Here is a 24,425-nt window from a genome sequence, read left to right as displayed (position 1 = left end):
GGACCTTTGGTAACTCACGGAGCGGTTTCTTTTTTGTTGGCATACATGCACCTCTTACTCATGTTATGCCCGAACACAAAATTTCTGACACCCTCACAAGCGCTCAAGACTCGAACACCCATCGCCCACGCACCATTCCTTTCAATTCATCGATGCTAGGTGTGCGCACTTTATTAATCCGCCTTTTTAAAAGCATGAAAAGTGCCATCAAACTCAACAACGCGCCCACCAATTTCCAATTCAAAATTATCCAACACAATGCATTTATCAATATTATCATTGGCTGCGACTAACGCCTCAAACAACTCACCAAAGATAAAGAAACTTTGCCCAACATCGAAACGCGCTTTTCTGAACATGGGCCAATTGCATGTCACGACGTGACGACTTCCCTTCTCGTAGCCCAACGCTTGAGATCTAAAAAAAGACCATGACAAGCCGAAAAAGTAGACATTATTAATGCTTGCACCGCGCGGCACTTTAAGCCTCAAAGCTTTGAAGACATCAATTGATTCTTTACTGACCAACCATTGGTTAACTGCCTCACCCCAAGCAGCGATTTCATCAACTAGATTTTTTGCTTTGCTCCTCATTTTTTTTACATCATAGGTAAAACCATCCTGCCACTTAAGCTGAAAGATCGCCAAATCACCGGACACTGTATCATATACAACACCATCCAGATCAGTCACATCTCGACCGGCCTCTCGCAGTTTGATATTACCCTCAACTCGGCGATACCGATTCCCCATAAACAATCCATAGACGTGAATTCTAAACCAATCCTCTCTCGGCTTTGAAATGTGATTGATAAATTTATTATCGCGCTTCTGATTAAGCTCTATTATTGAGAAGAATGGATTCCGAAGCAAACCACAGACCGGCCTCAACAGCGTCCCTTGCCCCAAATCAAACAGCAGGGGAGTTACATAGCCGCCACCACCTATAAACTCCAAATCTTTGGGAGAGAATACAATCGCATCAATTGCACGCTCAATTAGCTCTCTATCGAAATTTGTATGGAGCTCAACCACCTCCAAAAGCTCTTCCCTAGGAGTCCAAATAGTTAAACTTTGAGGCAGAGAGATTTCGGGATACTCGTACAGGGCAATATCACCAAAAGTCATGTGTTTCAAATGCAACGCAACAACAACAGCCACAACCATAACAAACTCAGGCACGGGCACCTGATTAATTAAGCAGGTGGGGTGTAAGCCCGCAAACTCTTGAGCTGAGCGTACATAATCCAGCGCAAACGAATAAAAATGCTCATCCACTTCCAAGATAGCATCATACCCCATCATTACACCGTGACCGAAGTCCACTGGAAAAATAAGTGGCTCCATCAAATCACGAACATTATCAACCTTCTTTATTGAGTGAAGGCTAGTTGACTGATACCCATAGAACGCACCTAACTCTTTAATACCCTCAAAAGTCTCGTCGAACTCAAATTTCTTCCAACCATTCACGAATTCTGAGTCAGAATCTCGAATCATATCATCATTTACTGACGCATAATAGAACTCCAAACAATCCATGGTTTGGTATTTTAGAGACTCTGAGAGCACAATCCGATATCTACCACTTTCTACCTTTAAATCAGCCAAGCCGACCTTTACAAAGTCTGCAAGATTCCTCAAATGAGCAACAACACCAAGCCGATAAAGCAGATACTTTGCGACCTTCCGAGTACTTGAACTACTTTCTCTAACAGGAATACCAGGCCTGCCCAGCTCAACAAAAAAAGTCTTTATTACCAACTCCCAACCTAAACGCAATAAATTTTGTTCAGCATTGTTTCCTTTTAGGTCTTCGGGCATTTCATCCTTGTATACAGCCCAGTAATCAAAAACCCTCATCACCTCAACAAATAGAACAAACTTCTCGTGCGGATCGACAGGTATCAGATTGGCCAAATCCTCAAACTCAGAGTCGGCAAGCCCTCTCAATACAAATTCCGCATCAAACATAACTCCTCCCGACACGACTGAAAAACCATTCGACATACAATATCAACTAGTAGTCTTCAAGCGTTCACGCACGACATCAAAAACCACTCTAGCAATTTTTGACGCCAACATTGGCGGAACAGCGTTCCCCACCTGATGGTATTGTTGCGTCCGATTCCCTTGGAAATAATAGTTATCAGGAAACGTCTGCAATCTTGCGGCTTCCCTAACTGTAAGGCTTCTACACTGCGCAGAATCATAGTGTATAAAATAATGACCATCTTTTGAGATATGGCTAGTGATTGTAGTCGCAGGCGAATGTTCTAACTGAACTCTAAACCGATCACTAAACTTGCCAGTAGTCCAGTTCTTATGCGCCGGGGCAAGACCCGGTAGAGAGAACTGCAAATGACCTTTAGGAGAAGTTCCATATGTGGCTGCAAAAACACTTGCGTAAGCGTATCTTCTCAAGTCAGAGGGCATGTGCCCTCTTGCGTCGTGGTTGAGCCAATAGTCTAGTCGATTATCCCTACACCATGCGTCCAACTCTAGATCATTTATCTTACCATCACTCTTTGATCGAAGAACGCGTTCGGCACCTGTGACTAAATCGGAGCATTGTGTCTTCCTAGCTGCCATTTGCATTTCAGCAGCAAACATTGGAGAAACTCGAGCATCAATATGACTAGCTAGATCTCGAAAATGCCCCGAAACTTGTTTACCCCATGTATCGTCCGCATCTTTCATTTTCGTCAAACGACTGCGTATCTTCGGCATATCTGCCAACATATCACTCACACTCACGCGAGAGGTAAGTTTTGGCAACAAATCAAACTCTGGGCATAAGCCATTTTCATCTAGAGCCACGCCAAACAAAATCACCCGATGCCTCGTCTGAGGAATACCGTGCTCCTCTGCCCTAATGACAAAATCATGGAGATCTATGGAATCAACATCATCTCCCGGCCCAAAAGAGCAAGGTTCAACCAAAGAGAAAATTCGATACTTCAAGCCAGGATTAGTATCTGCAAGAGCCAAATTCGGATCAACCAAGTCCTGCAATATCTGTCGAAAAATGCTTTTACCACCGACCTTAGAGGAAAGTATGCCTTTAACATTCTCCATAACAAACGCAAGCGGCTGCCTTTCTTTTAGCACCCTCAAGTATTCTCGATAAAGAAAATGCCTTTTATCACTTTCCGGAACATATTTTGCGTTAGCTTGATTGCGAGCGCGCCCAACTATTGAGTATGCTTGACATGGTGGACCTCCGATTAAAATGCAAGGCTCATCCGGACGTATTCTTTTATCAAGAATTCTATCAAGTTTAAGATCATCTTCAGGTGTGCCTAATGTGAAGCATTGTGCCTCTTCACCAGCCTCGCTCCACTCCTTTGATGTGTTTATCGTAAATGGCGACTTAGCCAACCCATTACAATAGTTATAATAGTCACTCAAACCTTTACTATTTTTTTTTGTGAGAATTCTAAAAAAAGCTCGAAGCCTCAACGTCTCATGTGCAACCGGATTCATTTCTGCAGAAACTGAGATACCGAAACTTTCACCATTGTCTAGGGATGCAAATCCCTCACCAAGCCCGCCGGGGCCAGCAAACAAATCGATGACCTTAATGGAACTGAATGTTTGTTTTGAGCTCAAATTAGAACTTGTAGTCATTTTATGCACAAGGAGATTTAATGGACAGTGTAAAGATGGAAGCCAGAAGCCGTAATATGGCAAGCATAAAAAACAAAAACACAAAACCTGAAATAGTAATTAGAAAATTACTACACAAACATGGATTCCGCTTTAGAATCCACGACTCAAAACTTCCTGGACGACCTGACATTGTACTAGCAAAGTACAGAGTCTGCATACTTGTCAATGGCTGCTTTTGGCATAGGCATTTAAACTGCAAGTATGCTACATCCCCCAAAACCCGAGTAGAGTTTTGGGAGAATAAATTTAGAAACAATGTCATTCGAGACAATATTAATAAACAGCTGCTAGTTGATAAAGGCTGGAAACTAATTGAACTATGGACATGTGGGATCACGAATAATGAATCCGAGCTCCTGTGGATTTTACATGAAATAATCACACCAGGAAGAAACCTCATATCTTGGCCAGAGATCGAACCTATCAACCAAACTAACAATCACTCACTGGAATAGCCGGGAGTACCGATCCGACTAAAATATGCACCAAGCCTCTCCACTAGCGAAGGAACAAATAAGGGAGACAGCGCTGCAAACCTACCACTATCTAATCGATCCTTAACTTCCGCAATCGGAACAATCATTAGCTCATCAAAGCTCACCATCCACGGCCCATTGGTTCTCCCATTCAAGTCGACTAATGGAAACAAGAAGTGCTGCCTGTGAGACCCTCGATGCTGGGTAATCTTCTGAATCCGTTGATCATTGGTTTTTGACTTAGGCTGCGAGTTTAATCCCACCCACTCCTCAGCGATGTCTTCGCAGGATGCTAATGCAACAGTTTTAGCTTTCCCCTGATTAGCGAGATCACAGCGAGGAGTTACAACAATCCAAACCTTATCTTCGATTCGCACTAAATCACCGGTATCAAGGCGATCCTTCAGTGGCGGTACGAAATAGGCCTCTTCAGAGTGAGTAGAATCATTGCTAGCAGCAAGCAAGGAGTCATGTATATGAGCCACCACATGTCGGGCGACAACGTGCGTCAACTGCTCTTTATTCTCTGTTTCAGACCAATTTCTCCATCGTGGCCAAATCGATTTGAAAAACATTTTTGCAGTTTCTCTATTCAAAATCGACTTTGCATCTCGCAAGCGAACAAATACTTCTTTATTTTCCTCAAGCCAATCGAAAACAGGATCAAGGCCATCTCCCTTATCTAAAATTTTTACTTGCGGAGTTGCGAAAGATGGAATCTCCGCATCATTTCTCTGACCTGTGTGAACCACAACTCCAAGAGGGTGAAACTCGAGAATATAGCTGAGCAAGTGATTACCAGTGGTATTATTCTCAGCCTCACCTTCCTCTAACTGCAATCGAAGGTCTACGATAGCTGCATCAAATGCGTGTGATCTCAGAAGTTCTTTCGCCGTCGATACAGACTTCGCCGATTTCCATTCTAGCTTATAGCCCTTCTCATCAAAGTCTGCATTATGGGCCGCAATCGCAGCCTCCCACTCAGCCAGCTTAGACTCTTCATCTTCGACAACAAGAACTTTCAAGCAATCATTAATAGCAGCCATCATTGCGCCCTTCGCATCTCAATAACAAACGTGGTGTGCTCGCTCATTGCGTCGTAAGCTACATCGCCCTTACTAGAGCGCATAGCTTCTCTCGCAATTGCAAGTCCAATACCAGACCCTTCGGTTTTTAGAGTAAAACTTGGTGTAAACAGCTTATGATGATATCGCTCTGCGATACGTGGTCCCGTATTCGATATGGCTAATCGGATGTAACTTTGAGCTTCCGAGAGCTCAAATATTATTTCCCTTTCACTGCGCTCAATATTCTCGAGCCAATGTATGCCGTTGTCTAAAATATTGAGAACGGCAGCCATCAGATCCGCCTCGAAACCATAAGCAATGGGCTTTATGGCATCACCAGCAATACTAACACGGATGAATTGATCAGTGATTGCGTCACCAAAAAGACTTAAGCACTGGTCTATTACGCGCCGCACATCAATATTTACCGGTCTCCCCTTCCTTCTGCCTGAAATAGGATCTAAGGTTTTAAATAACTTGCTCATCAGCTGAGCAGAACTATGAATTGATTCGACGTCACTTGGCAGCGCAGTTCTATAGTGCTCACCAAATGTCGAGTCCTCCATAAGCCTATGCGCGTTTTTATTTAATCGTGACGACCTCGAAATAACATCAGAAAGGAAACGCCTACCATCATGCAGCACTTGCGCCATTACAAGCCCAATTGTAGAGTGAGATACCAGCGCTTGCTGATAGGTCTCCAACTCAGCAATTGATGTTTTTAGCTCGAGAGTATCCTTCTGAATGGCTCTCTCAATTTTCTCGCGGTACTCTGCTGGCAGATGAGAAACGGCCTTCGCAGTAGCGTTAAACTTAGCCTTATTTTTTATGTTTTCTGTATCAGAGACAGACTTCCTGCTAAGCCCAGCCGCCTCACGAAAGTCTTGACGGATCGCTTCGACATGAGCAAGGAGGCTCGCAACAAGCCTTTTAATCCGCACGAATGAACCGTTATGTTCCAAGCCTTCACGGCTACTTCTCTCAATTAATCCGGACTCAATTTCATCTTTAATGGAGACCATACCCCACACTTGATTGAGACCCAGTTTGCGAGAAGGGTTTTGCACTCGGAGTCTTTCTAATTCGAGCCAGTCTGTCTCTGCATCACCATAAGGACGAATACGGAACCCAGTTCTATAAATACCGATACCGATATTTTCATCTAGGATCTTCTTTGCATCACGCCTGCCGATGCTACCTAGCCCTAAGCGTTCGAAAAGTTCAACGACTGCATCGCTTTCACGATCGTAAATGTTCAGCCGCAAAGAAATTTCGCCACATGGCATCTCGTCAGGATTCAGATCGGCGGCAGAAATATCTATCACTTGCGGGTGATTATCTCCGCGCTGATTGTAAAAGACCCCTTTGAAAGAACCATCATTAGAGAAATCGCCGGCAACCATATAATGATAAATTTTATCAATGGCGAATGGCTTGATTTCTAGCGGACTATCATCATCGACATTTTCGCCCCAACCTGAGACGAGCTCCTGCCCGTTAAAGCCATGCGATTCATTTGTGAAAGCAGAAAGATCCAGTAGCACCTTAAAGTCATCTTCTGCAGATCTGATTGGCGACATCAGACGACGAAGCTCTTTAATCAACTGCTCAAGCTGCTTTTTGGTCCACTGATCGCGCAAGCCCTCAATCTCGATATTGACACCAGGCCTTGCATCTGAAGCCGCAGTTTCCGTAATTACATCTATATCGATTTGATCGAGATACTGAGCATCCTCAAATTGCTGCCAGTCAATAATTATCTCACTGGACTCTAAATCTGCCGTATCATTATTTTCCTTTACAGCTTTAAGATGAAGCATACGACCGAGCCTAGCAGTTGCAAATCTGCCTACTCCTTTCGCACCTAGCATCCTGCGATGATATTTCGGACTCCATTGTCGTTCTAATTTATCGCTAGTGGCGGGCTCTAGCCACTTACTTATCAAATCAGAGGCTGACATTCCATGACCTTCATCTTTTACAATGATTCTGTCACTTCCACCAACACTAGGTGAAATGATTATCTCGACATAAGGCGAGTCAGCGTCGTAGGAATTTTTTACGAGTTCAATGAGCGCCGCTTCTGGGCCACTTATTAATTGATCCCCAATTGTGCGAACAATCCGTGCGCGAGGGCGGAGTTTTGCCATCGTCCTTTCCTTGCTTTGAGTCCATATCAAGAGTTTTTGAGTACTCAATTGCTCCAACTGAGCATCATTTGGCCCCCTGAAATCAAAGGATCCAAATTTTCAAGATACTGCCAGAAATAGGATCAAAGTGCCATCCCCGAAGCCGGACATCCAAAGATTCAATGTGTCTAGTCCTGAAATAGGTTTACACCTATTCAGGTAGGCCGGTAGGCCTTAAAACGCCCGATGCACCGCATCGGGCGTTTTGTTTTTCAGGGCCATGCGAGGCCGCTCTGCGTTGTAGATTTGCGCCGCCTCATCGACCATCTCCCTTGCTTGCTCCAGGTCTTCAGGACTGCTCAACAGCAGCTCCGTCTTGAGGATTCCGTTGATTCGCTCGGCCAGTGCGTTCTGATAGCAGTCATATCCATCTGTCATCGAGCACTGAACCCCATGCCGCTGATGAAGTGACTGGTATAGCGCCGAGCAATATTGGATGCCTCGATCCGAATGATGGACTAATGGCTGGCAACGACGTCGCTTTCGTAATGCCTGCTTGAAGGCTTGCGCCACTGACTCGGCATGCAGGCTTTCATGGACGTGGTGGCCAACTATTTTCCTGGAGTACGCATCCGTTACCAAGCTCAGGTACAGCGGGCCGTTACGTGCGGGCAGGTAAGTAATATCGGCAACCCAGACGTGCTCCGGCCTTGTCGGAACGATCTGACTTGGGCCGGGCTTGAGCAAGTTGGGGTGGCGGTAGAAGCGATGAAAGCTTTGTGTTGTCTTGTGATAGGCCCGCTTAGGCAGCACTAGCAAACGGCGCTCTCCCAAGACCTGGAACAGCCTATCTCGGCCGACTTGGAATCGTCTGTCAGGTTGGCAATGCAGCAGATAGTGCAGCTTTCGTGTGCCCAGGCGGGGCTGGCGCATCCGGACTTGCTGAACAAACTCAACCACCCGATCTGCCTGAAGCGCTTTGCTGTCAGCGGCTCGGTTGCGCTTGTAGTACGCCTGTCGACTGATACCTAGAAACTGACAAGCCCTGGCAATGCTCAGTCCTGCGACTTGGCCTTGCGAGAGGACTTGCCGGATCGCTTTTTTACAACCGAGACACCATAGTCATTTTTCAGAACATCAACGACTGTCTCAAAGAACTGGGCCTTCTGGCTCATCATCTCAAGCTGCTGCTCAAGCTCTTTGATCCGCTGCTCTGAAGTCAGTGTTTTGGGGTCAGACATCGCGCAGCTCCTCTCGTCGCGGATCGAGGCCCCCTGGCTCCAATCCTGCCGACCGTGCTTACGCAACCATACCAGAACCGTCGACCGACCCTGGATGCCATACCGCACCTGGGCCTGCTTGTAGGTCAGCTCGCCTTTTTCAATCTGATCAACCACCGCCAATTTAAAAGACAGTGAGTAATCACGCTGTGTGCGTTTTACACCTTGCTCCATCTGACTCTCCGGATATTCGGGATGGGAGGTGTAAACCTTATTCAGGACGAGACAATGCGCACAAAAAAGCCCAGTCGTCACCGACTGGGCTTTTTCGTTTTCAATAATGGTCGGGACGGAGTGATTCGAACACTCGACCCCTTGCACCCCATGCAAGTGCGCTACCGGGCTGCGCTACGCCCCGACTGGGCTTGAAGCATGTTCTCAATCCTGCCGAGAACGTTGAAGAATGTACCCTAACCTCCTGATAAATGAAACCTTTTTCTCAAAAAATTTTCCACTCATCAGAAAAACCGCAAATGGTCACTTCTTCAACACCACCAACACATCCTCCAACTCGACAATCATCTGCCGAATCAGCTGCTTGTACTGGCTCGACTCATCCTTCACCTCATCACTGGAGAGCCTTAACCGCGCCCCGCCAATGGTGAAGCCCTGGTCATACAGCAGGGCCCGGATCTGGCGGATCATCAGCACGTCCTGGCGCTGGTAATACCGCCGGTTCCCCCGCCGCTTCACAGGGTTCAGCTGAGGAAACTCCTGCTCCCAATACCGCAGCACGTGTGGCTTTACGGCACACAACTCGCTGACTTCACCGATGGTGAAGTAGCGTTTGCCCGGTATGGGGGGCAGTTCGTCGTTATGGCTTGGCTCCAGCATAGGCCTCAACCCGGGCCTTCAACTTCTGCCCTGGACGAAAGGTGACGACGCGCCGTGCGGTGATCGGGATTTCTTCCCCTGTCTTGGGGTTGCGGCCCGGCCGCTGGCGTTTGTCGCGAAGGTCGAAGTTGCCGAAACCGGACAACTTGACCTGCTCGTTCTCTTCAAGTGCGTGCCGAATTTCTTCAAAAAACAGCTCGACCAGCTCCTTGGCCTCACGCTTGTTAAGCCCCAGCTCCTCGTACAGCCTTTCGGCCATCTCAGCTTTCGTCAGAGCACCCATGCCGTTATTTCCTTAACGTGGTGTTCAACCTTTGTTCGAGCGAGGTGAGGATGTTTTGCAGGGTAGTGTTCACCTCATCGTCGTTAAGAGTGCGCGATGGATGCTGCCAGGTCAAGCCGACGGCGAGGCTTTTTCTATCAGGATCAATACCTTTACCCTGGTAGACATCAAACAGCCTGAGGTCTGTGAGCCATTCGCCTGCATTGTCACGAATTACTTCAAGCACGTCCTGAGACGCTACATCACGTCCGGCGATCAAGGCCAGGTCGCGACGGGTTTCCGGGAACTTGGAGAGTTCGCTGAATTTCGGCAGGCGGCCTTCGACCACGTCACCCAATACCAGCTCGAAGACGAACACCGGGCGGTCCAGGTCCAGGGCTTTGGCCAGCTCTGGGTGGATGGCGCCGAGGTAGCCGACATCCTTGCCGTCGCGCTGGATCACAGCGGTCTGGCCGGGGTGCAGGGCTGGGTGTTTGCCGGCGGCGAAGGTGAAGTCGCTCAGGGCGCCGCTGTAGCCCAGCAGGGCTTCCACGTCGGCCTTGACGTCGAAGAAGTCGATGCTGTCGCGACCGTTGGCCCAGCCTTCCGGCAGGCGGCTGCCGGTGACGACGCCAGCGATCATCGGTTGCTGCTGCAGGTCACCGAGCTGGCCGACGAAGCGCAGGCCGCTTTCGAACAGGCGCACGCGGTCTTGCTGGCGGTTGAGGTTGTGCTGCATGGCTTTGACCAGGCCCGGCCACAGGGACGCGCGCATGGCGGCCATGTCGTTGGAGATCGGGTTGGCCAGCAGCAGCGGCTCGACGCCTGGGCTGAACAGTTCGAACAGCTTCGGGTCGATGAAGCTGTAGGTGATCGCTTCCTGGTAGCCGCGGGCGACCAGCAGGCGGCGCAGGTTCGGCAGCTCGCCGCGGGTTTCCGGGCGGGCTTGCGGCGCGAGGCGGGCTTGCGGGTAACGGACCGGCAGGTTGTTGTAACCGTACAGGCGGGCCAGCTCTTCGATCAGGTCGACTTCGAGGCTGATGTCGAAGCGGTGGCTTGGGACCGTTACAGTCCATTCGCCTTCACCGGAGCGAGTCGTGGTCAGTTCCAGGGCGTTGAGCAGCTGCTCGACCTGGGCCGGGTCCATTTCCATGCCGAGCATCTGGGTGATGCGTTCGGCGCGCAGGGTGACCGGGGCGATCTGTGGCAGGTGCTGTTCGCTTGCTGCCTCGACCACCGGACCGGCTTCGCCGCCGACGATGTCGAGCAGCAGCTGGGTGGCGCGCTCGATGGCTTCGCGGGCCAGCTGCGAGTCGACGCCGCGCTCGTAGCGGTGCGAGGCATCGGTGTGCAGGCCGTAGGAACGGGCTTTGCCGGCGACGGAGATCGGCTCGAAGAAGGCGCTTTCCAGGAACAGGTCGCGGGTCTTCTCGGTGTTGACGCCGCTGTGCTCGCCACCCATGACGCCGGCGATGGCCAGGGCGCGGGTGTGGTCGGCGATCACCAGGGTGTCGGCACGCAGGGCTACTTCCTGGCCGTCGAGCAGGACGAGCTTCTCGCCCTCCTCCGCCATGCGCACGCGGATGCCGCCGTTGATTTCGGCGAGGTCGAAGGCGTGCATCGGCTGGCCGAGCTCGAGCATCACGTAGTTGGTGATGTCGACGGCGGCGTCGATGCTGCGCACGTCGCTGCGGCGCAGGCGCTCGACCATCCACAGCGGGGTCGGCTTGCTCAGGTCGACGTTGCGGATGATGCGGCCGAGGTAGCGTGGGCAGGCGGCAGGTGCGCTGACTTCGACCGGACGGACTTCGTCGTGGGCGGCAGCGACGGCGGGTACCACCGGGCGGGTGACCGGCACGTCGTACAGGGCGCTGACGTCGCGGGCCAGGCCGGCGATGGACAGGCAGTCGCCGCGGTTCGGGGTCAAACCGATTTCGATGCTGGCGTCGTCCAGGCTCAGGTACTGGCGAATGTCTTCACCGACCGGGGCGTCGGCGGCCAGTTCCAGCAGGCCGTCGTTCTCTTCGCTGATCTGCAGTTCGGCAGCCGAGCACAGCATGCCGAACGATTCGACGCCGCGCAGCTTGGCCTTCTTGATCTTGAAGTCGCCGGGCAGTTCGGCGCCGATCATGGCGAACGGGATCTTGATGCCGGGGCGCGCGTTGGGGGCACCGCAGACGACCTGGAAGGTTTCCTGGCCGTTGCTTACCTGGCAGACGCGCAGCTTGTCGGCGTCGGGGTGTTGCTCGGTGGCGAGGATCTCGCCCACGACGATGCCGCTGAACTGGCCGGCAGCGGGGGTGACGCTGTCGACTTCGAGGCCGGCCATGGACAGGCGGGCGACCAGTTCGTCACGGGAGACTTGCGGGTTGACCCAACCGCGCAGCCACTGTTCACTGAATTTCATGCTGTTCTCCTGAAAGTTGCGTCGGGCACTGACCTAGCGGAATTGCGCGAGGAAGCGCAGGTCGTTGTCGAAGAACAGACGCAAATCGTTGACGCCATAGCGCAGCATGGCCAGGCGCTCGGCGCCCATGCCGAAGGCGAAGCCCTGGAACTCTTCCGGGTCGATGCCGGACATGCGCAGCACGTTCGGGTGGACCATGCCGCAGCCCATGACTTCGAGCCAGCCGGTCTGCTTGCACACGCGGCAGCCCTTGCCGGAACACATCACGCACTGGATGTCGACTTCGGCGGACGGCTCGGTGAACGGGAAGAACGACGGGCGGAAGCGCACGGCCAGTTCTTTTTCGAAGAACACGCGCAGGAACTCTTCGATGGTGCCCTTGAGGTCGGCGAAGTTGATATCACGGTCGATCAGCAGGCCTTCGACCTGGTGGAACATCGGCGAGTGGGTGATATCCGAGTCGCAGCGGTACACGCGGCCTGGGCAGACAATGCGGATCGGCGGCTGGCTGGACTCCATGGTCCGCACCTGCACCGGCGAGGTGTGGGTGCGCAGCAGCATGTTGGCATTGAAGTAGAAGGTGTCGTGCATCGCCCGGGCCGGGTGGTGGCCGGGGATGTTGAGCGCTTCGAAGTTGTGGTAGTCGTCTTCGACCTCGGGGCCTTCGGCGATGCCGTAGCCGATGTGGGTGAAGAACTGCTCGATGCGCTCGAGGGTACGGGTGATCGGGTGCAGCCCGCCGGTGGTCTGGCCACGGCCTGGCAGGGTCACGTCGATGCATTCGGCGGCCAGGCGAGCGCTGAGCTCGGCTTCTTCGAAGGCGGCCTTGCGTGCGTTGAGCACGACGGTGACGCGCTCTTTGGCGTCGTTGATCAGCGCACCGACTTTCGGGCGCTCGTCGGCTGGCAGGTTGCCCAGGGTCTTCATCACCTGGGTCAGTTCGCCCTTCTTGCCGAGGTACTGAACCCGGATCTGTTCCAGGGTAGTGATGTCTTCAGCGCGCTCGACGGCCTCCAGGGCTTGCGAGACCAGCGCATCCAGGTTTTCCATGTACAGACTCCAGATACGAAAATAGGGGAAGAGCTTTGAAGGCTCTTCCCCTATCGATGACGTTCAATGCCCGGCGCCGCAAGCGCCGCCGGGTGATTGTCGCGGGTACTTAAGCCAGAACGGCTTTAGCTTTCTCGACAATCGCAGCAAACGCCGCTTTTTCGTTCACTGCCAGATCGGCCAGAACCTTACGGTCGATTTCGATCGAAGCCTTTTTCAGGCCAGCAATCAGACGGCTGTAGGACAGACCGTTGGTGCGGGCACCGGCGTTGATACGAGCGATCCACAGTGCGCGGAACTGACGCTTCTTCTGGCGACGGTCGCGGTAGGCGTATTGGCCTGCCTTGATGACCGCTTGCTTGGCTACGCGGAATACGCGCGAGCGTGCACCGTAGTAACCTTTAGCCAGTTTCAGAATTTTTTTGTGACGCTTACGAGCGATAACGCCGCGCTTAACACGAGCCATGAGTAACTTCCTCTATCTTAACCAGAATTAACGAACGCGCAGCATGCGCTCGACTTTTGCCACGTCGGACGGGTGCAGCAAGCTGGCACCGCGCAGTTGACGCTTACGCTTGGTCGACATTTTGGTCAGGATGTGGCTCTTGAAAGCGTGCTTGTGCTTGAAGCCAGAAGCTGTCTTCAGGAAGCGCTTCGCAGCACCGCTCTTGGTTTTCATTTTTGGCATGTTGAACTCCGCATTCGATAAAAATTACACAATAATCATCAGGCCTGCCGTGCCCGGGAGATTACTTCTTCTTTTTGGGGGCGATGACCATCATAAGCTGGCGTCCTTCCATCTTCGGATGCTGCTCAACGGTGCCGTATTCGGCGAGGTCGGCTTCGACCCGCTTCAACAGCTCCATGCCCAGCTCCTGGTGGGCCATCTCACGACCGCGGAATCTCAGAGAGATCTTGGCCTTGTCCCCGTCGGTAAGGAAACGTACCAGGTTGCGTAGTTTTACCTGGTAATCCCCATCCTCCGTCCCTGGACGAAACTTGATTTCCTTGATCTGAATCTGCTTCTGGTTTTTCTTGGCTTCGTTGGCCTGCTTCTTCTTCTCGAAGAGGTGCTTGCCGTAGTCCATGACCTTGCAGACCGGTGGTACCGCGTCTGCAGAGATTTCTACCAGATCCAGCTTCGCTTCATCAGCAATACGAAGCGCTTCATCAATCGAGACGATGCCAACCTGCTCGCCATCAGCGCCAATTAACCGAACCTCGCGGGCCGAGATATTCTCGTTGATCGGGGCCTTCGGTACAGCACGCTTATCGTTTCTCATTTCACGCTTAATAGTCATTACTCCGATTCTTGGCGACCACGCCGGGAAACCGCTTGTGTCAGGAGCTCAGCGAACTGGGCGACGGGCATCGAGCCCAGGTCAGCGCCTTCGCGAGTGCGCACAGCGACGGTTTGCGTTTCGACTTCGCGATCCCCTATAACCAAAAGGTACGGGACCTTGAGCAAAGTATGCTCGCGGATTTTAAAGCCGATCTTCTCATTTCTCAAGTCCGACTTGGCACGGAAACCGCTACCGTTCAGAGCTTTTTCCACCTCGAGGGCGAAATCGGCCTGCTTGTCGGTGATGTTCATGATCACCGCCTGGGTCGGTGCCAGCCACGCCGGGAACACGCCGGCGTAGTGCTCGATCAGCATGCCGATGAAGCGTTCGAACGAGCCGAGGATGGCGCGGTGCAGCATGACTGGGCGGACACGGCTGTTATCTTCGGCGATATAGCTGGCATCCAGACGCTCTGGCAGGTTCGGGTCGTACTGCAGGGTACCGCACTGCCAGTTACGGCCGAGGCAGTCGCGCAGGGTGAACTCGATCTTCGGACCGTAGAACGCGCCCTCGCCCGGCTGGTATTCCCACTCCAGGCCCGATTCGTTCAGGGCGTCGGCCAGTGCGCCTTCGGCACGGTCCCACAGCTCTTCGGAACCGACACGCTTGGCCGGACGGGTCGACAGTTTCATGGCGATGTCGCTGAAACCGAAGTCCTTGTACACGTCCAGGGTCAGCTTGATGAAGTCGGCGGCCTCTTTCTTCACCTGTTCTTCGGTGCAGAAGATGTGCGCGTCGTCCTGCACGAAGCCACGCACGCGCATGATGCCGTGCAGGGCGCCGGACGGCTCGTTGCGGTGGCAGGCACCGAACTCGGCCAGGCGCAGCGGCAGGTCGCGGTACGACTTCAGCCCTTGGTTGAACACCTGCACGTGGCACGGGCAGTTCATCGGTTTTACCGCGTAGTCGCGGCTTTCCGACGAAGTGGTGAACATGTTCTCGGCGTAGTTGGACCAGTGGCCGGAACGTTCCCAGAGGATGCGGTCGACGACCTGCGGGGTCTTGATTTCCGAGTAGCCGTTTTCACGCTGGACCTGGCGCATGTACTGCTCGAGCACCTGGTACACGGTCCAGCCGTTGGCGTGCCAGAACACCATGCCCGGGGCTTCTTCCTGGAGGTGGAAGAGGTCGAGCTGCTTGCCGATCTTGCGGTGGTCGCGTTTCTCGGCTTCTTCGATGCGCTGGATGTAGGCGGCCAGCTGCTTCTTGTCGGCCCAGGCGGTGCCGTACACGCGTTGCAGCTGCTCGTTCTTGGCATCGCCGCGCCAGTAGGCGCCGGACAGCTTGGTCAGCTTGAATGCCTTGAGGAAACGAGTGTTCGGCACGTGCGGGCCACGGCACATGTCGACGTATTCTTCGTGGTAGTACAGGCCCATGGCCTGCTCGTCCGGCATGTCTTCGACCAGGCGCAGCTTGTAGTCTTCGCCACGGGTCTGGAACACATCGATGACTTCGGCGCGCGGGGTCATCTTCTTGATGACGTCGTAGTCCTTCTCGATCAGCTGCTGCATGCGCTTTTCGATGGCCGCGAGGTCGTCAGGGGTGAAGGGGCGCTCGTAGGCGATGTCGTAATAGAAGCCTTCGTCGATCACCGGGCCGATCACCATCTTGGCGGTCGGGTACAGCTGTTTCACCGCGTGGCCGATCAGGTGGGCGCACGAGTGACGGATGATCTCCAGTCCCTCTTCATCTTTAGGGGTGATGATCTGCAGGGTGGCGTCGTTGTGGATCAGGTCGCAGGCGTCGACCAGCTTGCCGTCGACCTTGCCGGCCAGGGTGGCCTTGGCCAGGCCTGCGCCAATCGAGGCGGCGACGTCGGCGACGGATACGGCGTGATCAAACGAACGTTGACTGCCATCGGGAAGAGTAATAACGGGCATGGCGCCTCCTCTCCTAGTGGTGACCCCTACCAAAGGTCACGTGGGTTGGGATGAGCCAGTACAAGATCCGCCCTGCCTTCCTTAATAGAAGAAGCCTGCCTCACAGTGGCAGAAGCCTTTCGGCTTGCGAGGGACGAACCAGAGTGACTGGAAAGAAAAAACGCCCGGCAACTGCCGAGACGCGAGCCGAGCATGCTAGCACGCGGGTTGCAGGGCCCGTAGAAATATTTGGAAATTACGCCGCTGCGGTGAACTTACACGGAAAATTTCCGATCAGACCTTGGGAAGCAACCTACTCTTGATGAGACCTTAACCCAAGGAGTAACTGGTTATGCGAGTACCGTCCCTACTGGCCCTGGCGGCCGCTGGCGCCCTGCTGCTGCCCCTGGCCGCGAACGCTGGCAACTTCCCACCCGGGAAGGAGGCCGGCTACATGACCCAGTGCACGCAGGTGGCCGCCGGCCAGGGCGTAGACGCCGCAACCGCGAAAAAGCACTGCGACTGCGGTGCGCAGGCCATCAAAAAGAATTTCACCGATAAGGAGATCGCTGACCTGGACAGCAAGGACGGCGTCGACGCCAAGCTGATGCAGAAGGCACAGAGTGTCGTACAGGCCGCCTGCAAGCCGAAATGACACCTGCGCAGGGGCTGATCCACGCATTATTTGCCACCGATCAACATCCTGCGAAGGTAAAAGGCGCTACACGCGCAGAATTAGACTATGATGTAGCCCGTGCTGCGTAGCCTCGGCCACATTGCACCACTGAAAAATTAAATGTCTGGAGATTCACCCCATGTCCAATCGCCAAAACGGCACCGTCAAATGGTTCAATGATGAGAAAGGCTACGGCTTCATCACCCCAGCAGGCGGCGGCGACGACCTGTTCGTACACTTCAAAGCCATCGAATCCGACGGCTTCAAGAGCCTGAAAGAAGGCCAGGCTGTTACCTTCGTAGCCGAAAAAGGCCAGAAGGGCATGCAGGCTGCACAGGTTCGTCCGGAGTAATTCGGATAGGCTGTAAAAAAACCCGCCCTTGTGGCGGGTTTTTTTATGGTTTTTTTGTTGGCCTGATCCGGCCTCTTCGCGGGTGAACCCGCTCCCACAGAGGTCTGCGGGAGCCTTGAGGCCTGCGCGAAAGGGCCGGCACAGGCTTACACATCAACCGCAGTTGACGCGGGTCACCACACCTTGCTCGTCCACGTTCAGGTTCAAACGCTCGGAGCGGTATTCCAGGGTGACCACGTCGTGCGGCTTGAGGATGCGCGCCATCTGCGAGCCACTGGCCTTGCGCGCCTGCTCCAGCAACTCGGCGCTGCCCTGCTTGCCGATGGCGAAATCGGCACCGCTGGCCTCGCAACGGCCATCGTTGCCAGCCGGCACGGCCGAGGCCTTGCCACCGGCAGCATCACCGCCGGTGCTGCAGCCAGCCAGCACGGCAGCCACCGCCAGGGTTGCCAGGTAAGCACGGGTACGGAACATGAAGCCTCCTAAATCGATCGGGGAACTGCCTCTTCGGACAGTTCAGTCATGAATTCGTTGCAAAACCGCACGAGTCTGCCTGATTGCCCCGTGTCGGGCGAAAAGGCAATCGTGACTGGATTTTACCGCAACGCCGACAAGCTGCTTGGTGCCCGGTGCAAAGTCATGATTTACTTTAAGAAGTGAAGGCACAGTGCCTTCTTCGAACACCAGGAACCGGTGTTCGCCCCTCCGCCCCGGGCACCAGCGAGACCCTCTCATGAGCAGCCACAGCATCGACGCCGACATCAAGGTCAAATGGGCCGAAGGCCAGAGCGCCTACAGCCCCGGCACCCCCGAAGAGTTGCTGCTGATCGCCATCGACCTGCTGGTGCGCGACCGCGGCAGCGAGGCAGCACGCAGCTTCATCGACCAGGTGTTCGAACGCTACGCGCCGCACGCGGCTATGGCAATCGAGCCAGGCGCGCGCTGAGCAGGTCGAAAAAGCCCTGGGCGTCGCCCTCGTTGATCCACAGCACGTTGGCCGGCTGCTTGAGCACGCCGTACCAGTCGGCGACGGTCTGGCCGAAGGTCGGGCCTTCGCGGCTGTCGACCGTCATGTGGATGCGCCGGCCGCTGAACAGCTCGGGCTTGAGCAGGTAGGCCATGACGCTGGCATCGTGCACCGGGCCGCCGGGCATGCCGTACACCTCCATGTCGTGCTTCACGTAGGCCTCGAGAATATCCACCACGCGCTGGCTGGCGTGGGTGTTCACGGCGGCCAGCTGGCGCATGCGCGCGTCGCTGGTGAGGACCTTGTGGGTGACGTCCAGCGGCAGGTAGGTCAGCTGCACGCCGCTGGCCAGCACCACCTCGGCGGCATGGGGGTCGGCGTAGAGGTTGAACTCCGCCGCCGGGGTGATGTTGCCGCCATTGAAGTGGGCGCCGCCCATGACCACCACTTCCTTGATGCCCTGGGCGATGTCCGGGCGCTGGATGAGCGCCAGGGCCAGGTTGGTCTGCGGGCCGAGCATGGCGACGGTGATGCTGTGGGGCTTGGCGCTGGCGAGGGTGTCGACCAGGTACTGCACGGCATTGCCTTCGGCCAGCGGCTTTTTCGGCTCGTGCACCTGGACGCCGGTCAAGCCCTCCTCGCCGTGTACCTCGGCGGCGTAGATCGGCGCGCGTACCAATGGGCGCCCTGCCCCGGCATACACCGGGATGTCTTCGCGGCCGGCCCATTCGCGGGCCAGGCGGGCGTTGCGCGAGGTCTTTTCCAGGCGCACGTTGCCGGCAACGGTGGTGATGGCGCGGATGTTCAATTCATCCGGCGAGGCCATGGCCAGGAACAGCGCGACCACGTCGTCGGCACCGGGGTCGGTGTCGATGATCAGCTCGCGCGGGGCGGCCTGGAGGGTGGTGGTGGCGGCTGCGGCCATGAGGGTGAGTCCTTGTAGCAGGGGTTTGAGCATGGGGCACTCCTGTTGCCTGGGTACACAGATTTTGAACTCCGCCGCAGCCCAATGTGGGAGCGGGTTTACCCGCGAACACGGGCAAAGCCCGTGCCATCCAACGCGGCGCCTGCTTCGCGGCGGTTCGACGCCTCGATAAACCCGCTCCCACAGGGGATCTGAGATGCCTTCGAGTTCAGTGTCTTGCCTGTCAGAAGGTCACGCCGGAGATCAGGGCGATGTTGCTGTAGGGCTGACATTCGCCGGTGCGGACAATCGCCCGGGCACTGCGCGAGAGCACCTTGAAGTCTTCATGGCTCTGCCACTCGCGCTTGCCCAGCTTGCCTTTGAGGCGCTCGATCTCGACCAGCGCCGGCGGCACGACCTTCTGCATCTCTTCAGCCAGCACATGCCGCTCCACCTGCAACTCGCTCAACACCGCGCGCAGCACGCTGGCAAAATCCGGGATCCCCTGGGTCAGCGCCAGGTCGATCAGTTCCACCCCCGGCGGCACCGGCAACCCGGCATCGCCGATCACCAGGATGTCGCCATGGCCCATCCCGGCAATGGTCCGCGACAGGGCGACATTGAGCAGCGCGGTCTTCTTCATGGGGCCAACTCCGCCAGGTAGGGGATCGACGGCTGGGCGCCGGCGCGGGTGACGGACAAGGCCGCCGCACGCTGGCCAAAGGCGATCGCCTCGCCCTCCCCCTTGCCCTGCACCAGCGCCGCGGCGAACCCGCCGATGAAGGTATCGCCCGCCGCCGTGGTGTCCAGCGGCTGCACCACCGGCGCAGGGAAATGCTGGCTGCCGTCGCGGCTGACGAACAAGGCGCCCTGGGCACCGAGGGTGACGATCACCTTGCCCGCCCCCAGTTGCAGCAGGCGCTCACCGGCGCGGCGGGCGCTGTCGAGGTCGTTGACCGGCTCGCCGGTCAGCGCCTCGGCCTCGCTTTCGTTGGGGGTGAGGTAGTCGATATGGGCGAACCAGGCCGGCGGCAGCGGGCCAGTGGCCGGTGCCGGGTTGAGGATCACCCGCTTGCCCAGCGCGTGCCCGCGGGCCAGGGTCCAGGCCACGGTTTCTTGCGGCACCTCGAGCTGGCAGATGATCACTTCGGCCGCCTGCAACAAGGCATCGAAGCGCTGTACCGACTCCGGCGTCAGCAAGCCATTGCCACCGGGGATGATGACGATGCAGTTCTGGCTGGCGGCGTCCACGGTGATCAGCGCCACGCCACTGGACACCCCCGGGCACACGCCCACCGCCTGGCAATCGATGCCCTCCGTTTCCAGGGCCCGGCGCAATTGCTCGCCATAGGCGTCATCGCCGACGTTGCCGACCATCGCCACGCTGCCGCCCAGGCGCGCCACGGCCACCGCCTGGTTGGCCCCCTTGCCGCCGGGCACGGTGAAGAAGCTTTCGCCGGCCAGTGTCTCGCCGGCCCGTGGCAGCCGCTCGGCGCGGGCCACCAGGTCCATGTTGAGGCTACCGACCACCACTACCTTGGCACTCATTGCGATTCCTTAGCGGTAATCATTGAACAGGTCCGGGCGCGGCCCGGTGGATTCGCGCAGCACGATGCGCGGGGCGACGATGCGCTGCTCGGCGCCCTCGCGGCTCGGCCTGGCGATGCGCGAGAGCAGCAGCGCGGCGGCGTTCTCGCCCAGCTCGCGGATCGACTGGCCGACCGTGGTCAGCGGCGGGTACACGTAGCGGCTCAGCTCGATGTCGTCGAAGCCGATCACCGACAGCTCGCCCGGCACGTTGATATTGCGTTCCGCCGCGGCGCGCAGCACGCCGAAGCCGATCATGTCGTTGCCGGCGAAGATCGCCGTCGGCCGGTCGCCTTCGAGCAGTTGCGCCGCCGCCGCGTGGCCACCCGGGCTGGTGAAGTCGCAATGCAGCACGCGGTTGTCGAGCACCGCCACGCCGGCCTCGGCCATGGCGCGGCGAAAGCCGTTCAGGCGCAGCTGGCTGACACCGGTTTCGGCCGGGCCGCCGATGCAGGCGATGTCCTGGTGCCCCAGCTCCAGCAGGTGGCGGGTCGCCAGGTAGGCGCCCTGCTCGTGGTCGATGCGCACCAGGTCGGCGTCCACGCCCTCCAGCTCGCGGTCGACGATGACCATCGGCGTGCGCACGCAGGCCAGGCTCTGCAGCAGGTCGGCATCCTCTCCCACCGAGGCCACCACCAGGCCGTCGATGCGTTTTTCCAGCAGCACGCGCAGGTAGCTGCGCTGCTTTTGCGGGTTGTCGTCGGAGTTGCACAGGATCACGCAGTAGCCGTTGCGCTCGCAGGCATCCTCGATGCCCCGGGCCAGCTCGGCGAAATAGGGGTTGACGCTGTTGGGCACCAGCAGGCCGATGGTCGCCGTGCTGCGCGCCTTGAGCGAACGGGCCACGGCGCTGGGCACGTAGTCGAGCTCGACGATCGCCGCCTCGACCTTGAGCCTTACCTGCTCGCTGACCGGGCGGGTCTTGTTCAGTACATGGGACACCGTGGTGTAGGAAATGCCCGCGAGTGCCGCGACGTCTTTGATGGTTGCCATGGGTTCAGTTCCGCCGGCCTGCACGCCGGCTGCGATAAGTGTCGAGCACCACGGCGATGACGATGACCGCCCCGGTGATGATGCGTTTGGTCGGTTCCGACGCGCCGATCTGCGCCAGGCCTGCGGCCAGCACGGAAATGATCAGCACACCGAAGAAGGTGCTGATCACCGAGCCGCGCCCGCCCATCAGGCTGGTGCCGCCGATCACCACGGCGGCGATCACCTGCAGCTCCAGGCCGGAGCCGGCGTTGGGGTCGGCGGCCTCCAGGCGCGAGATCTGGAACAGCGCGGCGAGGCCTGCGAGCACGCCCATCAGGGCGAACACCAGCACCTTGTAGGGGCGCGGGTCGATGCCGGCCAGGCGCACGGCTTCTTCGTTGGTGCCGATGCCGATCAGGTAGCGGCCGAACACGGTGCGGGTCAGCACCAGCTGGGCGACCACGATCACCAGCAGGGCGATCAGGAACGCCGGCGAGATGCCGAAGGCGACCGGGTTGGAGAACCAGGCGTAGGCATCGCCGATGTAGGCGGTGCGCGAGTCGGTGAACTGGTAGGCCAGGCCGCGGGCCATCTCCAGCACGCCGAGCGAGACGATGAACGAGGGGATGCGCCAGGCCACGGTCACCGCACCGGTGACGCTGCCCGCCAGGGCGGCGATGGCCATGCCGAGCAAGGCCGCCGGCAGCACGCCCCAGCCCCAGCCGAGGATCGCCACGCTGACCGTGGACGCCGCCAGGGCCAGCACCGAGCCCACCGACAGGTCGATGCCGCCGATGATCAGGATGAAGGTCATGCCCACCGCCAGCACCATCAGGTCGGGGATCTGGTTGGCCAGGGTGCTGAACGTGGCGTACGACCAGAAGTGGCTGCTGAGCAACGAGAACAGCACGATCATCGCCAGCAAGGCGCCGGCCAGGCCCAGGTAGGTGCCCAGGCCGAAGTAGGTGCCGCTGCGGCGCGCGGGGGTGGCGCCGGGGGTGTCGAGGGGTGTGGTTTTCATGCGTCCATCCTGGGTGCTGCATCGTGCAGCAGGGCATCACGTTTCTGGTATCCGGCGAAGGCGGCGGCCAGCAGTTGGTCCTGGCTCCAGTCATCGCGTTCGAAGGTGTCGATCAGGCGGCCGGCGGAGAGCACGGCGATGCGGTCGCAGATCAGCATCAGCTCGCGCAGGTCGCTGGACACCACCACCAGGGCCTTGCCCTGGCGCGCCAGCTCCGCCAGCAGGCCGTAGATGTCGAACTTGGCGCCGACGTCGATGCCGCGGGTCGGCTCGTCGAACAGCAGCACCTGGCAATCGCGTTCCAGCCAGCGGCCGATCACCACCTTCTGCTGGTTGCCACCGGACAGCTCGCCGACCGCCTGGGCGGGGCTGGCGCTGCGGATGCGCATGGCGCTGATCTGCCGCTCGGCGAGGGCCTTTTCCGCCTCGCGGTCGAGTACCCCGGCGCGGGACACGGCGCCCAGGTTGCCGAGGGCGATGTTGGCACTGATCGATTGCGACAGCAGCAGGCCTTCGCCCTTGCGGTCCTCGGTGATCAGGGCGATGCCCGCCTTTACCGCGGCCCTGGGCGAGTCGATGGTCACCACCTGCAGCGGCTGGCCGATGGCGATACTGCCGCTGTCGGCGCGGTCGGCGCCGTAGATCAGCCGCAGCAGCTCGGTGCGCCCGGCGCCGATCAGGCCGGAGATGCCGAAGATCTCCCCTGCCCTGACCTGCAACGACACGTCACGGACCTTGTCGCCGCGGCTCAGGTTGTCGACCTTGAGCAGCGGCGCGCCGATCGTGCGCCGGCCCAGGTCGATATGCTCGCCCAGCTCGCGGCCGACCATCAGGTTGACCAGCTCGGCGCTGCCGTAGCGCTGGATGGGCTCGTCACACACCCGCTTGCCGTCGCGCAGCACGACGATGCGCTGGGCCACGCGCTGCAGTTCTTCGAGGCGGTGGGAGATGTAGACGATGGCCACGCCACGGGCGCGCAGGCGTTCGATCTGGGTGAACAGCAGCTCCACCTCGCGGGCGGTGAGCATGGCCGTGGGTTCGTCGAAGATCAGCACATGGCAGTCGCCGATCAGGTTGCGGGCGATCTCGACCATCTGCTGGTGGCCGATGCCCAGTTCGCCGACCGGGGTGTCCGGGTCGATGGCATCGAGACCGACCTGGGCCATGGCCGCCGTGGCCAGCTGGCGCAGGCGCTTGTGGCTGATCCAGCCGAAGCGGCTGGGCAGGTTGTCGAGGAACAGGTTCTCGGCCACGGTCAGGGTCGGCAGCAGGTTCAGTTCCTGCATCACCATGCGCACGCCGAGGCGCTCGGCCTCGCTGCGGCTGGCCGGGGCGTAGGGCTGGCCGCGGTAGGTCATGTGCCCGGTGGTGGGGGTTTCCAGGCCGCTGATGAGCTTGGACAAGGTGCTCTTGCCGGCGCCGTTCTCCCCGGTCAGCGCCAGCACTTCGCCGGCGCGCAGGGTCAGGTCGACGTCGCCGAGCACGGGCTGGGCGTAGCTTTTGCCCAGGCCGCTGGCGTCGAGCACCACTTCATTGGCCGATACCGACATGGCCAGTACTCCTGCTAG

The 24,425-nt window shown here is 57.2% G+C and carries 24 protein-coding genes and 1 tRNA gene; 4 read left to right on the top strand and 21 right to left on the bottom strand.

The window, feature by feature from the left end:
- Positions 1–173 precede the first annotated feature (173 nt).
- Together ACIP21_RS04180 and ACIP21_RS04175 are read right to left on the bottom strand one after the other, a co-directional pair.
- Positions 174–1,973, bottom strand: a complete 1,800-nt coding sequence (locus ACIP21_RS04180; RefSeq protein ID WP_400684263.1) for a hypothetical protein — start codon at positions 1,971–1,973, stop codon at positions 174–176.
- A gap of 42 nt (positions 1,974–2,015) precedes the next feature.
- On the bottom strand, positions 2,016–3,629 hold the full coding sequence (locus ACIP21_RS04175; protein ID WP_400684262.1) for a DNA cytosine methyltransferase: 1,614 nt from the start codon (positions 3,627–3,629) through the stop codon (positions 2,016–2,018).
- A 20-nt stretch (positions 3,630–3,649) separates the two neighbouring features.
- Here ACIP21_RS04175 and ACIP21_RS04170 point away from each other — a divergent pair, with 20 nt between their 5' ends.
- Positions 3,650–4,126, top strand: a complete 477-nt coding sequence (locus ACIP21_RS04170) for a very short patch repair endonuclease (protein ID WP_400684259.1) — start codon at positions 3,650–3,652, stop codon at positions 4,124–4,126.
- On the opposite strand, the gene ACIP21_RS04165 is transcribed toward ACIP21_RS04170, so the two are convergent.
- The 12 genes from ACIP21_RS04165 to thrS form a co-directional block, all read right to left on the bottom strand.
- The gene (locus ACIP21_RS04165; protein WP_400684257.1) at positions 4,111–5,193 is read right to left on the bottom strand and encodes a histidine kinase; all 1,083 of its coding nucleotides are present in this window, start codon (positions 5,191–5,193) and stop codon (positions 4,111–4,113) included. The two genes, ACIP21_RS04170 and ACIP21_RS04165, sit on opposite strands and share 16 nt — an antisense overlap.
- Complete coding sequence (locus ACIP21_RS04160; RefSeq protein WP_400684254.1) at positions 5,193–7,364, bottom strand: ATP-binding protein; 2,172 nt, start codon at positions 7,362–7,364, stop codon at positions 5,193–5,195. The genes ACIP21_RS04165 and ACIP21_RS04160 overlap by 1 nt, the downstream gene beginning before the upstream one ends.
- A 213-nt stretch (positions 7,365–7,577) precedes the next feature.
- A protein-coding gene (locus ACIP21_RS04155; protein WP_400684252.1) for an IS3 family transposase occupies positions 7,578–8,797 on the bottom strand; the annotation gives its coding sequence in 2 pieces (ribosomal slippage) (positions 7,578–8,449 and positions 8,449–8,797; 1,221 coding nt in all).
- A 107-nt stretch (positions 8,798–8,904) separates the two neighbouring features.
- Positions 8,905–8,981, bottom strand: a tRNA-Pro gene (locus ACIP21_RS04150).
- A 119-nt stretch (positions 8,982–9,100) separates the two neighbouring features.
- On the bottom strand, positions 9,101–9,457 hold the full coding sequence (locus ACIP21_RS04145; RefSeq protein WP_008100384.1) for a MerR family transcriptional regulator: 357 nt from the start codon (positions 9,455–9,457) through the stop codon (positions 9,101–9,103).
- On the bottom strand, positions 9,438–9,740 hold the full coding sequence (gene ihfA / locus ACIP21_RS04140; protein ID WP_400684250.1) for an integration host factor subunit alpha: 303 nt from the start codon (positions 9,738–9,740) through the stop codon (positions 9,438–9,440). The genes ACIP21_RS04145 and ihfA overlap by 20 nt, the downstream gene beginning before the upstream one ends.
- 4 nt (positions 9,741–9,744) lie before the next feature.
- A complete protein-coding gene (gene pheT / locus ACIP21_RS04135; RefSeq protein WP_400684247.1) occupies positions 9,745–12,126 on the bottom strand; it encodes a phenylalanine--tRNA ligase subunit beta in 2,382 nt (793 codons plus the stop codon).
- Positions 12,127–12,159: 33 nt separating this feature from the next.
- Complete coding sequence (pheS, locus tag ACIP21_RS04130) at positions 12,160–13,176, bottom strand: phenylalanine--tRNA ligase subunit alpha (protein WP_400684244.1); 1,017 nt, start codon at positions 13,174–13,176, stop codon at positions 12,160–12,162.
- Positions 13,177–13,285: 109 nt separating this feature from the next.
- Complete coding sequence (gene rplT, locus ACIP21_RS04125; protein ID WP_003250671.1) at positions 13,286–13,642, bottom strand: 50S ribosomal protein L20; 357 nt, start codon at positions 13,640–13,642, stop codon at positions 13,286–13,288.
- Positions 13,643–13,669: 27 nt separating this feature from the next.
- The gene (gene rpmI / locus ACIP21_RS04120; protein WP_003250667.1) at positions 13,670–13,864 is read right to left on the bottom strand and encodes a 50S ribosomal protein L35; all 195 of its coding nucleotides are present in this window, start codon (positions 13,862–13,864) and stop codon (positions 13,670–13,672) included.
- 61 nt (positions 13,865–13,925) lie between these two features.
- Entirely contained in the window at positions 13,926–14,477 is a 552-nt protein-coding gene (gene infC / locus ACIP21_RS04115) for a translation initiation factor IF-3 (RefSeq protein ID WP_012052879.1), read from the bottom strand.
- Entirely contained in the window at positions 14,477–16,399 is a 1,923-nt protein-coding gene (gene thrS, locus ACIP21_RS04110) for a threonine--tRNA ligase (RefSeq protein ID WP_400684241.1), read from the bottom strand. Before thrS ends, infC begins: the two co-directional genes overlap by 1 nt.
- Before the next feature lie 331 nt (positions 16,400–16,730).
- Here thrS and ACIP21_RS04105 point away from each other — a divergent pair, with 331 nt between their 5' ends.
- Entirely contained in the window at positions 16,731–17,033 is a 303-nt protein-coding gene (locus tag ACIP21_RS04105; RefSeq protein ID WP_400684239.1) for a hypothetical protein, read from the top strand.
- Positions 17,034–17,193: 160 nt separating this feature from the next.
- Positions 17,194–17,406: a cold-shock protein gene (locus ACIP21_RS04100; protein ID WP_011533204.1), complete on the top strand. Its 213-nt coding sequence runs from the start codon at positions 17,194–17,196 to the stop codon at positions 17,404–17,406.
- A 153-nt stretch (positions 17,407–17,559) separates the two neighbouring features.
- Here the strand turns inward: ACIP21_RS04100 and ACIP21_RS04095 are convergent, their stop codons facing one another.
- A complete protein-coding gene (locus ACIP21_RS04095; protein WP_400684236.1) occupies positions 17,560–17,880 on the bottom strand; it encodes an I78 family peptidase inhibitor in 321 nt (106 codons plus the stop codon).
- A 259-nt stretch (positions 17,881–18,139) separates the two neighbouring features.
- Here ACIP21_RS04095 and ACIP21_RS04090 point away from each other — a divergent pair, with 259 nt between their 5' ends.
- Positions 18,140–18,352: a hypothetical protein gene (locus ACIP21_RS04090; RefSeq protein ID WP_400684234.1), complete on the top strand. Its 213-nt coding sequence runs from the start codon at positions 18,140–18,142 to the stop codon at positions 18,350–18,352.
- Here the strand turns inward: ACIP21_RS04090 and ACIP21_RS04085 are convergent.
- The 6 genes from ACIP21_RS04085 to ACIP21_RS04060 all read right to left on the bottom strand — a co-directional run bounded on the left by ACIP21_RS04085 (position 18,324) and on the right by ACIP21_RS04060 (position 24,407).
- Positions 18,324–19,331, bottom strand: a complete 1,008-nt coding sequence (locus ACIP21_RS04085) for a nucleoside hydrolase (RefSeq protein ID WP_400684232.1) — start codon at positions 19,329–19,331, stop codon at positions 18,324–18,326. The genes ACIP21_RS04090 and ACIP21_RS04085 overlap by 29 nt on opposite strands.
- A gap of 190 nt (positions 19,332–19,521) precedes the next feature.
- A complete protein-coding gene (gene rbsD, locus ACIP21_RS04080) occupies positions 19,522–19,920 on the bottom strand; it encodes a D-ribose pyranase (RefSeq protein ID WP_400684230.1) in 399 nt (132 codons plus the stop codon).
- Positions 19,917–20,825, bottom strand: coding sequence for a ribokinase (gene rbsK / locus ACIP21_RS04075; RefSeq protein WP_400684228.1), 909 nt, complete (start codon positions 20,823–20,825; stop codon positions 19,917–19,919). The genes rbsD and rbsK overlap by 4 nt, the downstream gene beginning before the upstream one ends.
- 9 nt (positions 20,826–20,834) lie before the next feature.
- The gene (locus ACIP21_RS04070; protein WP_400684225.1) at positions 20,835–21,857 is read right to left on the bottom strand and encodes a LacI family DNA-binding transcriptional regulator; all 1,023 of its coding nucleotides are present in this window, start codon (positions 21,855–21,857) and stop codon (positions 20,835–20,837) included.
- Between the two features lie 4 nt (positions 21,858–21,861).
- Entirely contained in the window at positions 21,862–22,857 is a 996-nt protein-coding gene (locus ACIP21_RS04065) for an ABC transporter permease (protein ID WP_400684223.1), read from the bottom strand.
- On the bottom strand, positions 22,854–24,407 hold the full coding sequence (locus ACIP21_RS04060) for a sugar ABC transporter ATP-binding protein (protein WP_400684221.1): 1,554 nt from the start codon (positions 24,405–24,407) through the stop codon (positions 22,854–22,856). Before ACIP21_RS04060 ends, ACIP21_RS04065 begins: the two co-directional genes overlap by 4 nt.
- Positions 24,408–24,425: the final 18 nt, after the last annotated feature.

This window comes from Pseudomonas sp. NPDC089401, assembly GCF_044749485.1.
Taxonomy (GTDB): Bacteria; Pseudomonadota; Gammaproteobacteria; order Pseudomonadales; family Pseudomonadaceae; genus Aquipseudomonas.
Note: the sequence above shows the minus strand (reverse complement) of the source record. Positions and strands in the feature narration are given on the sequence as shown.

Excerpts from the sequence above, each read along its gene's own strand:
- ACIP21_RS04160 (WP_400684254.1), bottom strand. The coding sequence starts at position 7,364 with ATGGCAAAACTCCGCCCTCGCGCACGGATTGTTCGCACAATTGGGGAT.
- ACIP21_RS04100 (WP_011533204.1), top strand. The coding sequence starts at position 17,194 with ATGTCCAATCGCCAAAACGGCACCGTCAAATGGTTCAATGATGAGAAA.
- infC (WP_012052879.1), bottom strand. The coding sequence starts at position 14,477 with ATGACTATTAAGCGTGAAATGAGAAACGATAAGCGTGCTGTACCGAAG.
- ACIP21_RS04095 (WP_400684236.1), bottom strand. The coding sequence starts at position 17,880 with ATGTTCCGTACCCGTGCTTACCTGGCAACCCTGGCGGTGGCTGCCGTG.
- ACIP21_RS04180 (WP_400684263.1), bottom strand. The coding sequence starts at position 1,973 with ATGTTTGATGCGGAATTTGTATTGAGAGGGCTTGCCGACTCTGAGTTT.
- thrS (WP_400684241.1), bottom strand. The coding sequence starts at position 16,399 with ATGCCCGTTATTACTCTTCCCGATGGCAGTCAACGTTCGTTTGATCAC.
- ihfA (WP_400684250.1), bottom strand. The coding sequence starts at position 9,740 with ATGGGTGCTCTGACGAAAGCTGAGATGGCCGAAAGGCTGTACGAGGAG.
- ACIP21_RS04090 (WP_400684234.1), top strand. The coding sequence starts at position 18,140 with ATGAGCAGCCACAGCATCGACGCCGACATCAAGGTCAAATGGGCCGAA.
- ACIP21_RS04060 (WP_400684221.1), bottom strand. The coding sequence starts at position 24,407 with ATGTCGGTATCGGCCAATGAAGTGGTGCTCGACGCCAGCGGCCTGGGC.
- ACIP21_RS04175 (WP_400684262.1), bottom strand. The coding sequence starts at position 3,629 with ATGACTACAAGTTCTAATTTGAGCTCAAAACAAACATTCAGTTCCATT.
- pheT (WP_400684247.1), bottom strand. The coding sequence starts at position 12,126 with ATGAAATTCAGTGAACAGTGGCTGCGCGGTTGGGTCAACCCGCAAGTC.
- rbsD (WP_400684230.1), bottom strand. The coding sequence starts at position 19,920 with ATGAAGAAGACCGCGCTGCTCAATGTCGCCCTGTCGCGGACCATTGCC.
- pheS (WP_400684244.1), bottom strand. The coding sequence starts at position 13,176 with ATGGAAAACCTGGATGCGCTGGTCTCGCAAGCCCTGGAGGCCGTCGAG.
- rplT (WP_003250671.1), bottom strand. The coding sequence starts at position 13,642 with ATGGCTCGTGTTAAGCGCGGCGTTATCGCTCGTAAGCGTCACAAAAAA.
- ACIP21_RS04070 (WP_400684225.1), bottom strand. The coding sequence starts at position 21,857 with ATGGCAACCATCAAAGACGTCGCGGCACTCGCGGGCATTTCCTACACC.
- ACIP21_RS04145 (WP_008100384.1), bottom strand. The coding sequence starts at position 9,457 with ATGCTGGAGCCAAGCCATAACGACGAACTGCCCCCCATACCGGGCAAA.
- ACIP21_RS04105 (WP_400684239.1), top strand. The coding sequence starts at position 16,731 with ATGCGAGTACCGTCCCTACTGGCCCTGGCGGCCGCTGGCGCCCTGCTG.
- ACIP21_RS04170 (WP_400684259.1), top strand. The coding sequence starts at position 3,650 with ATGGACAGTGTAAAGATGGAAGCCAGAAGCCGTAATATGGCAAGCATA.
- ACIP21_RS04165 (WP_400684257.1), bottom strand. The coding sequence starts at position 5,193 with ATGGCTGCTATTAATGATTGCTTGAAAGTTCTTGTTGTCGAAGATGAA.
- rbsK (WP_400684228.1), bottom strand. The coding sequence starts at position 20,825 with ATGAGTGCCAAGGTAGTGGTGGTCGGTAGCCTCAACATGGACCTGGTG.
- ACIP21_RS04065 (WP_400684223.1), bottom strand. The coding sequence starts at position 22,857 with ATGAAAACCACACCCCTCGACACCCCCGGCGCCACCCCCGCGCGCCGC.
- rpmI (WP_003250667.1), bottom strand. The coding sequence starts at position 13,864 with ATGCCAAAAATGAAAACCAAGAGCGGTGCTGCGAAGCGCTTCCTGAAG.
- ACIP21_RS04085 (WP_400684232.1), bottom strand. The coding sequence starts at position 19,331 with ATGCTCAAACCCCTGCTACAAGGACTCACCCTCATGGCCGCAGCCGCC.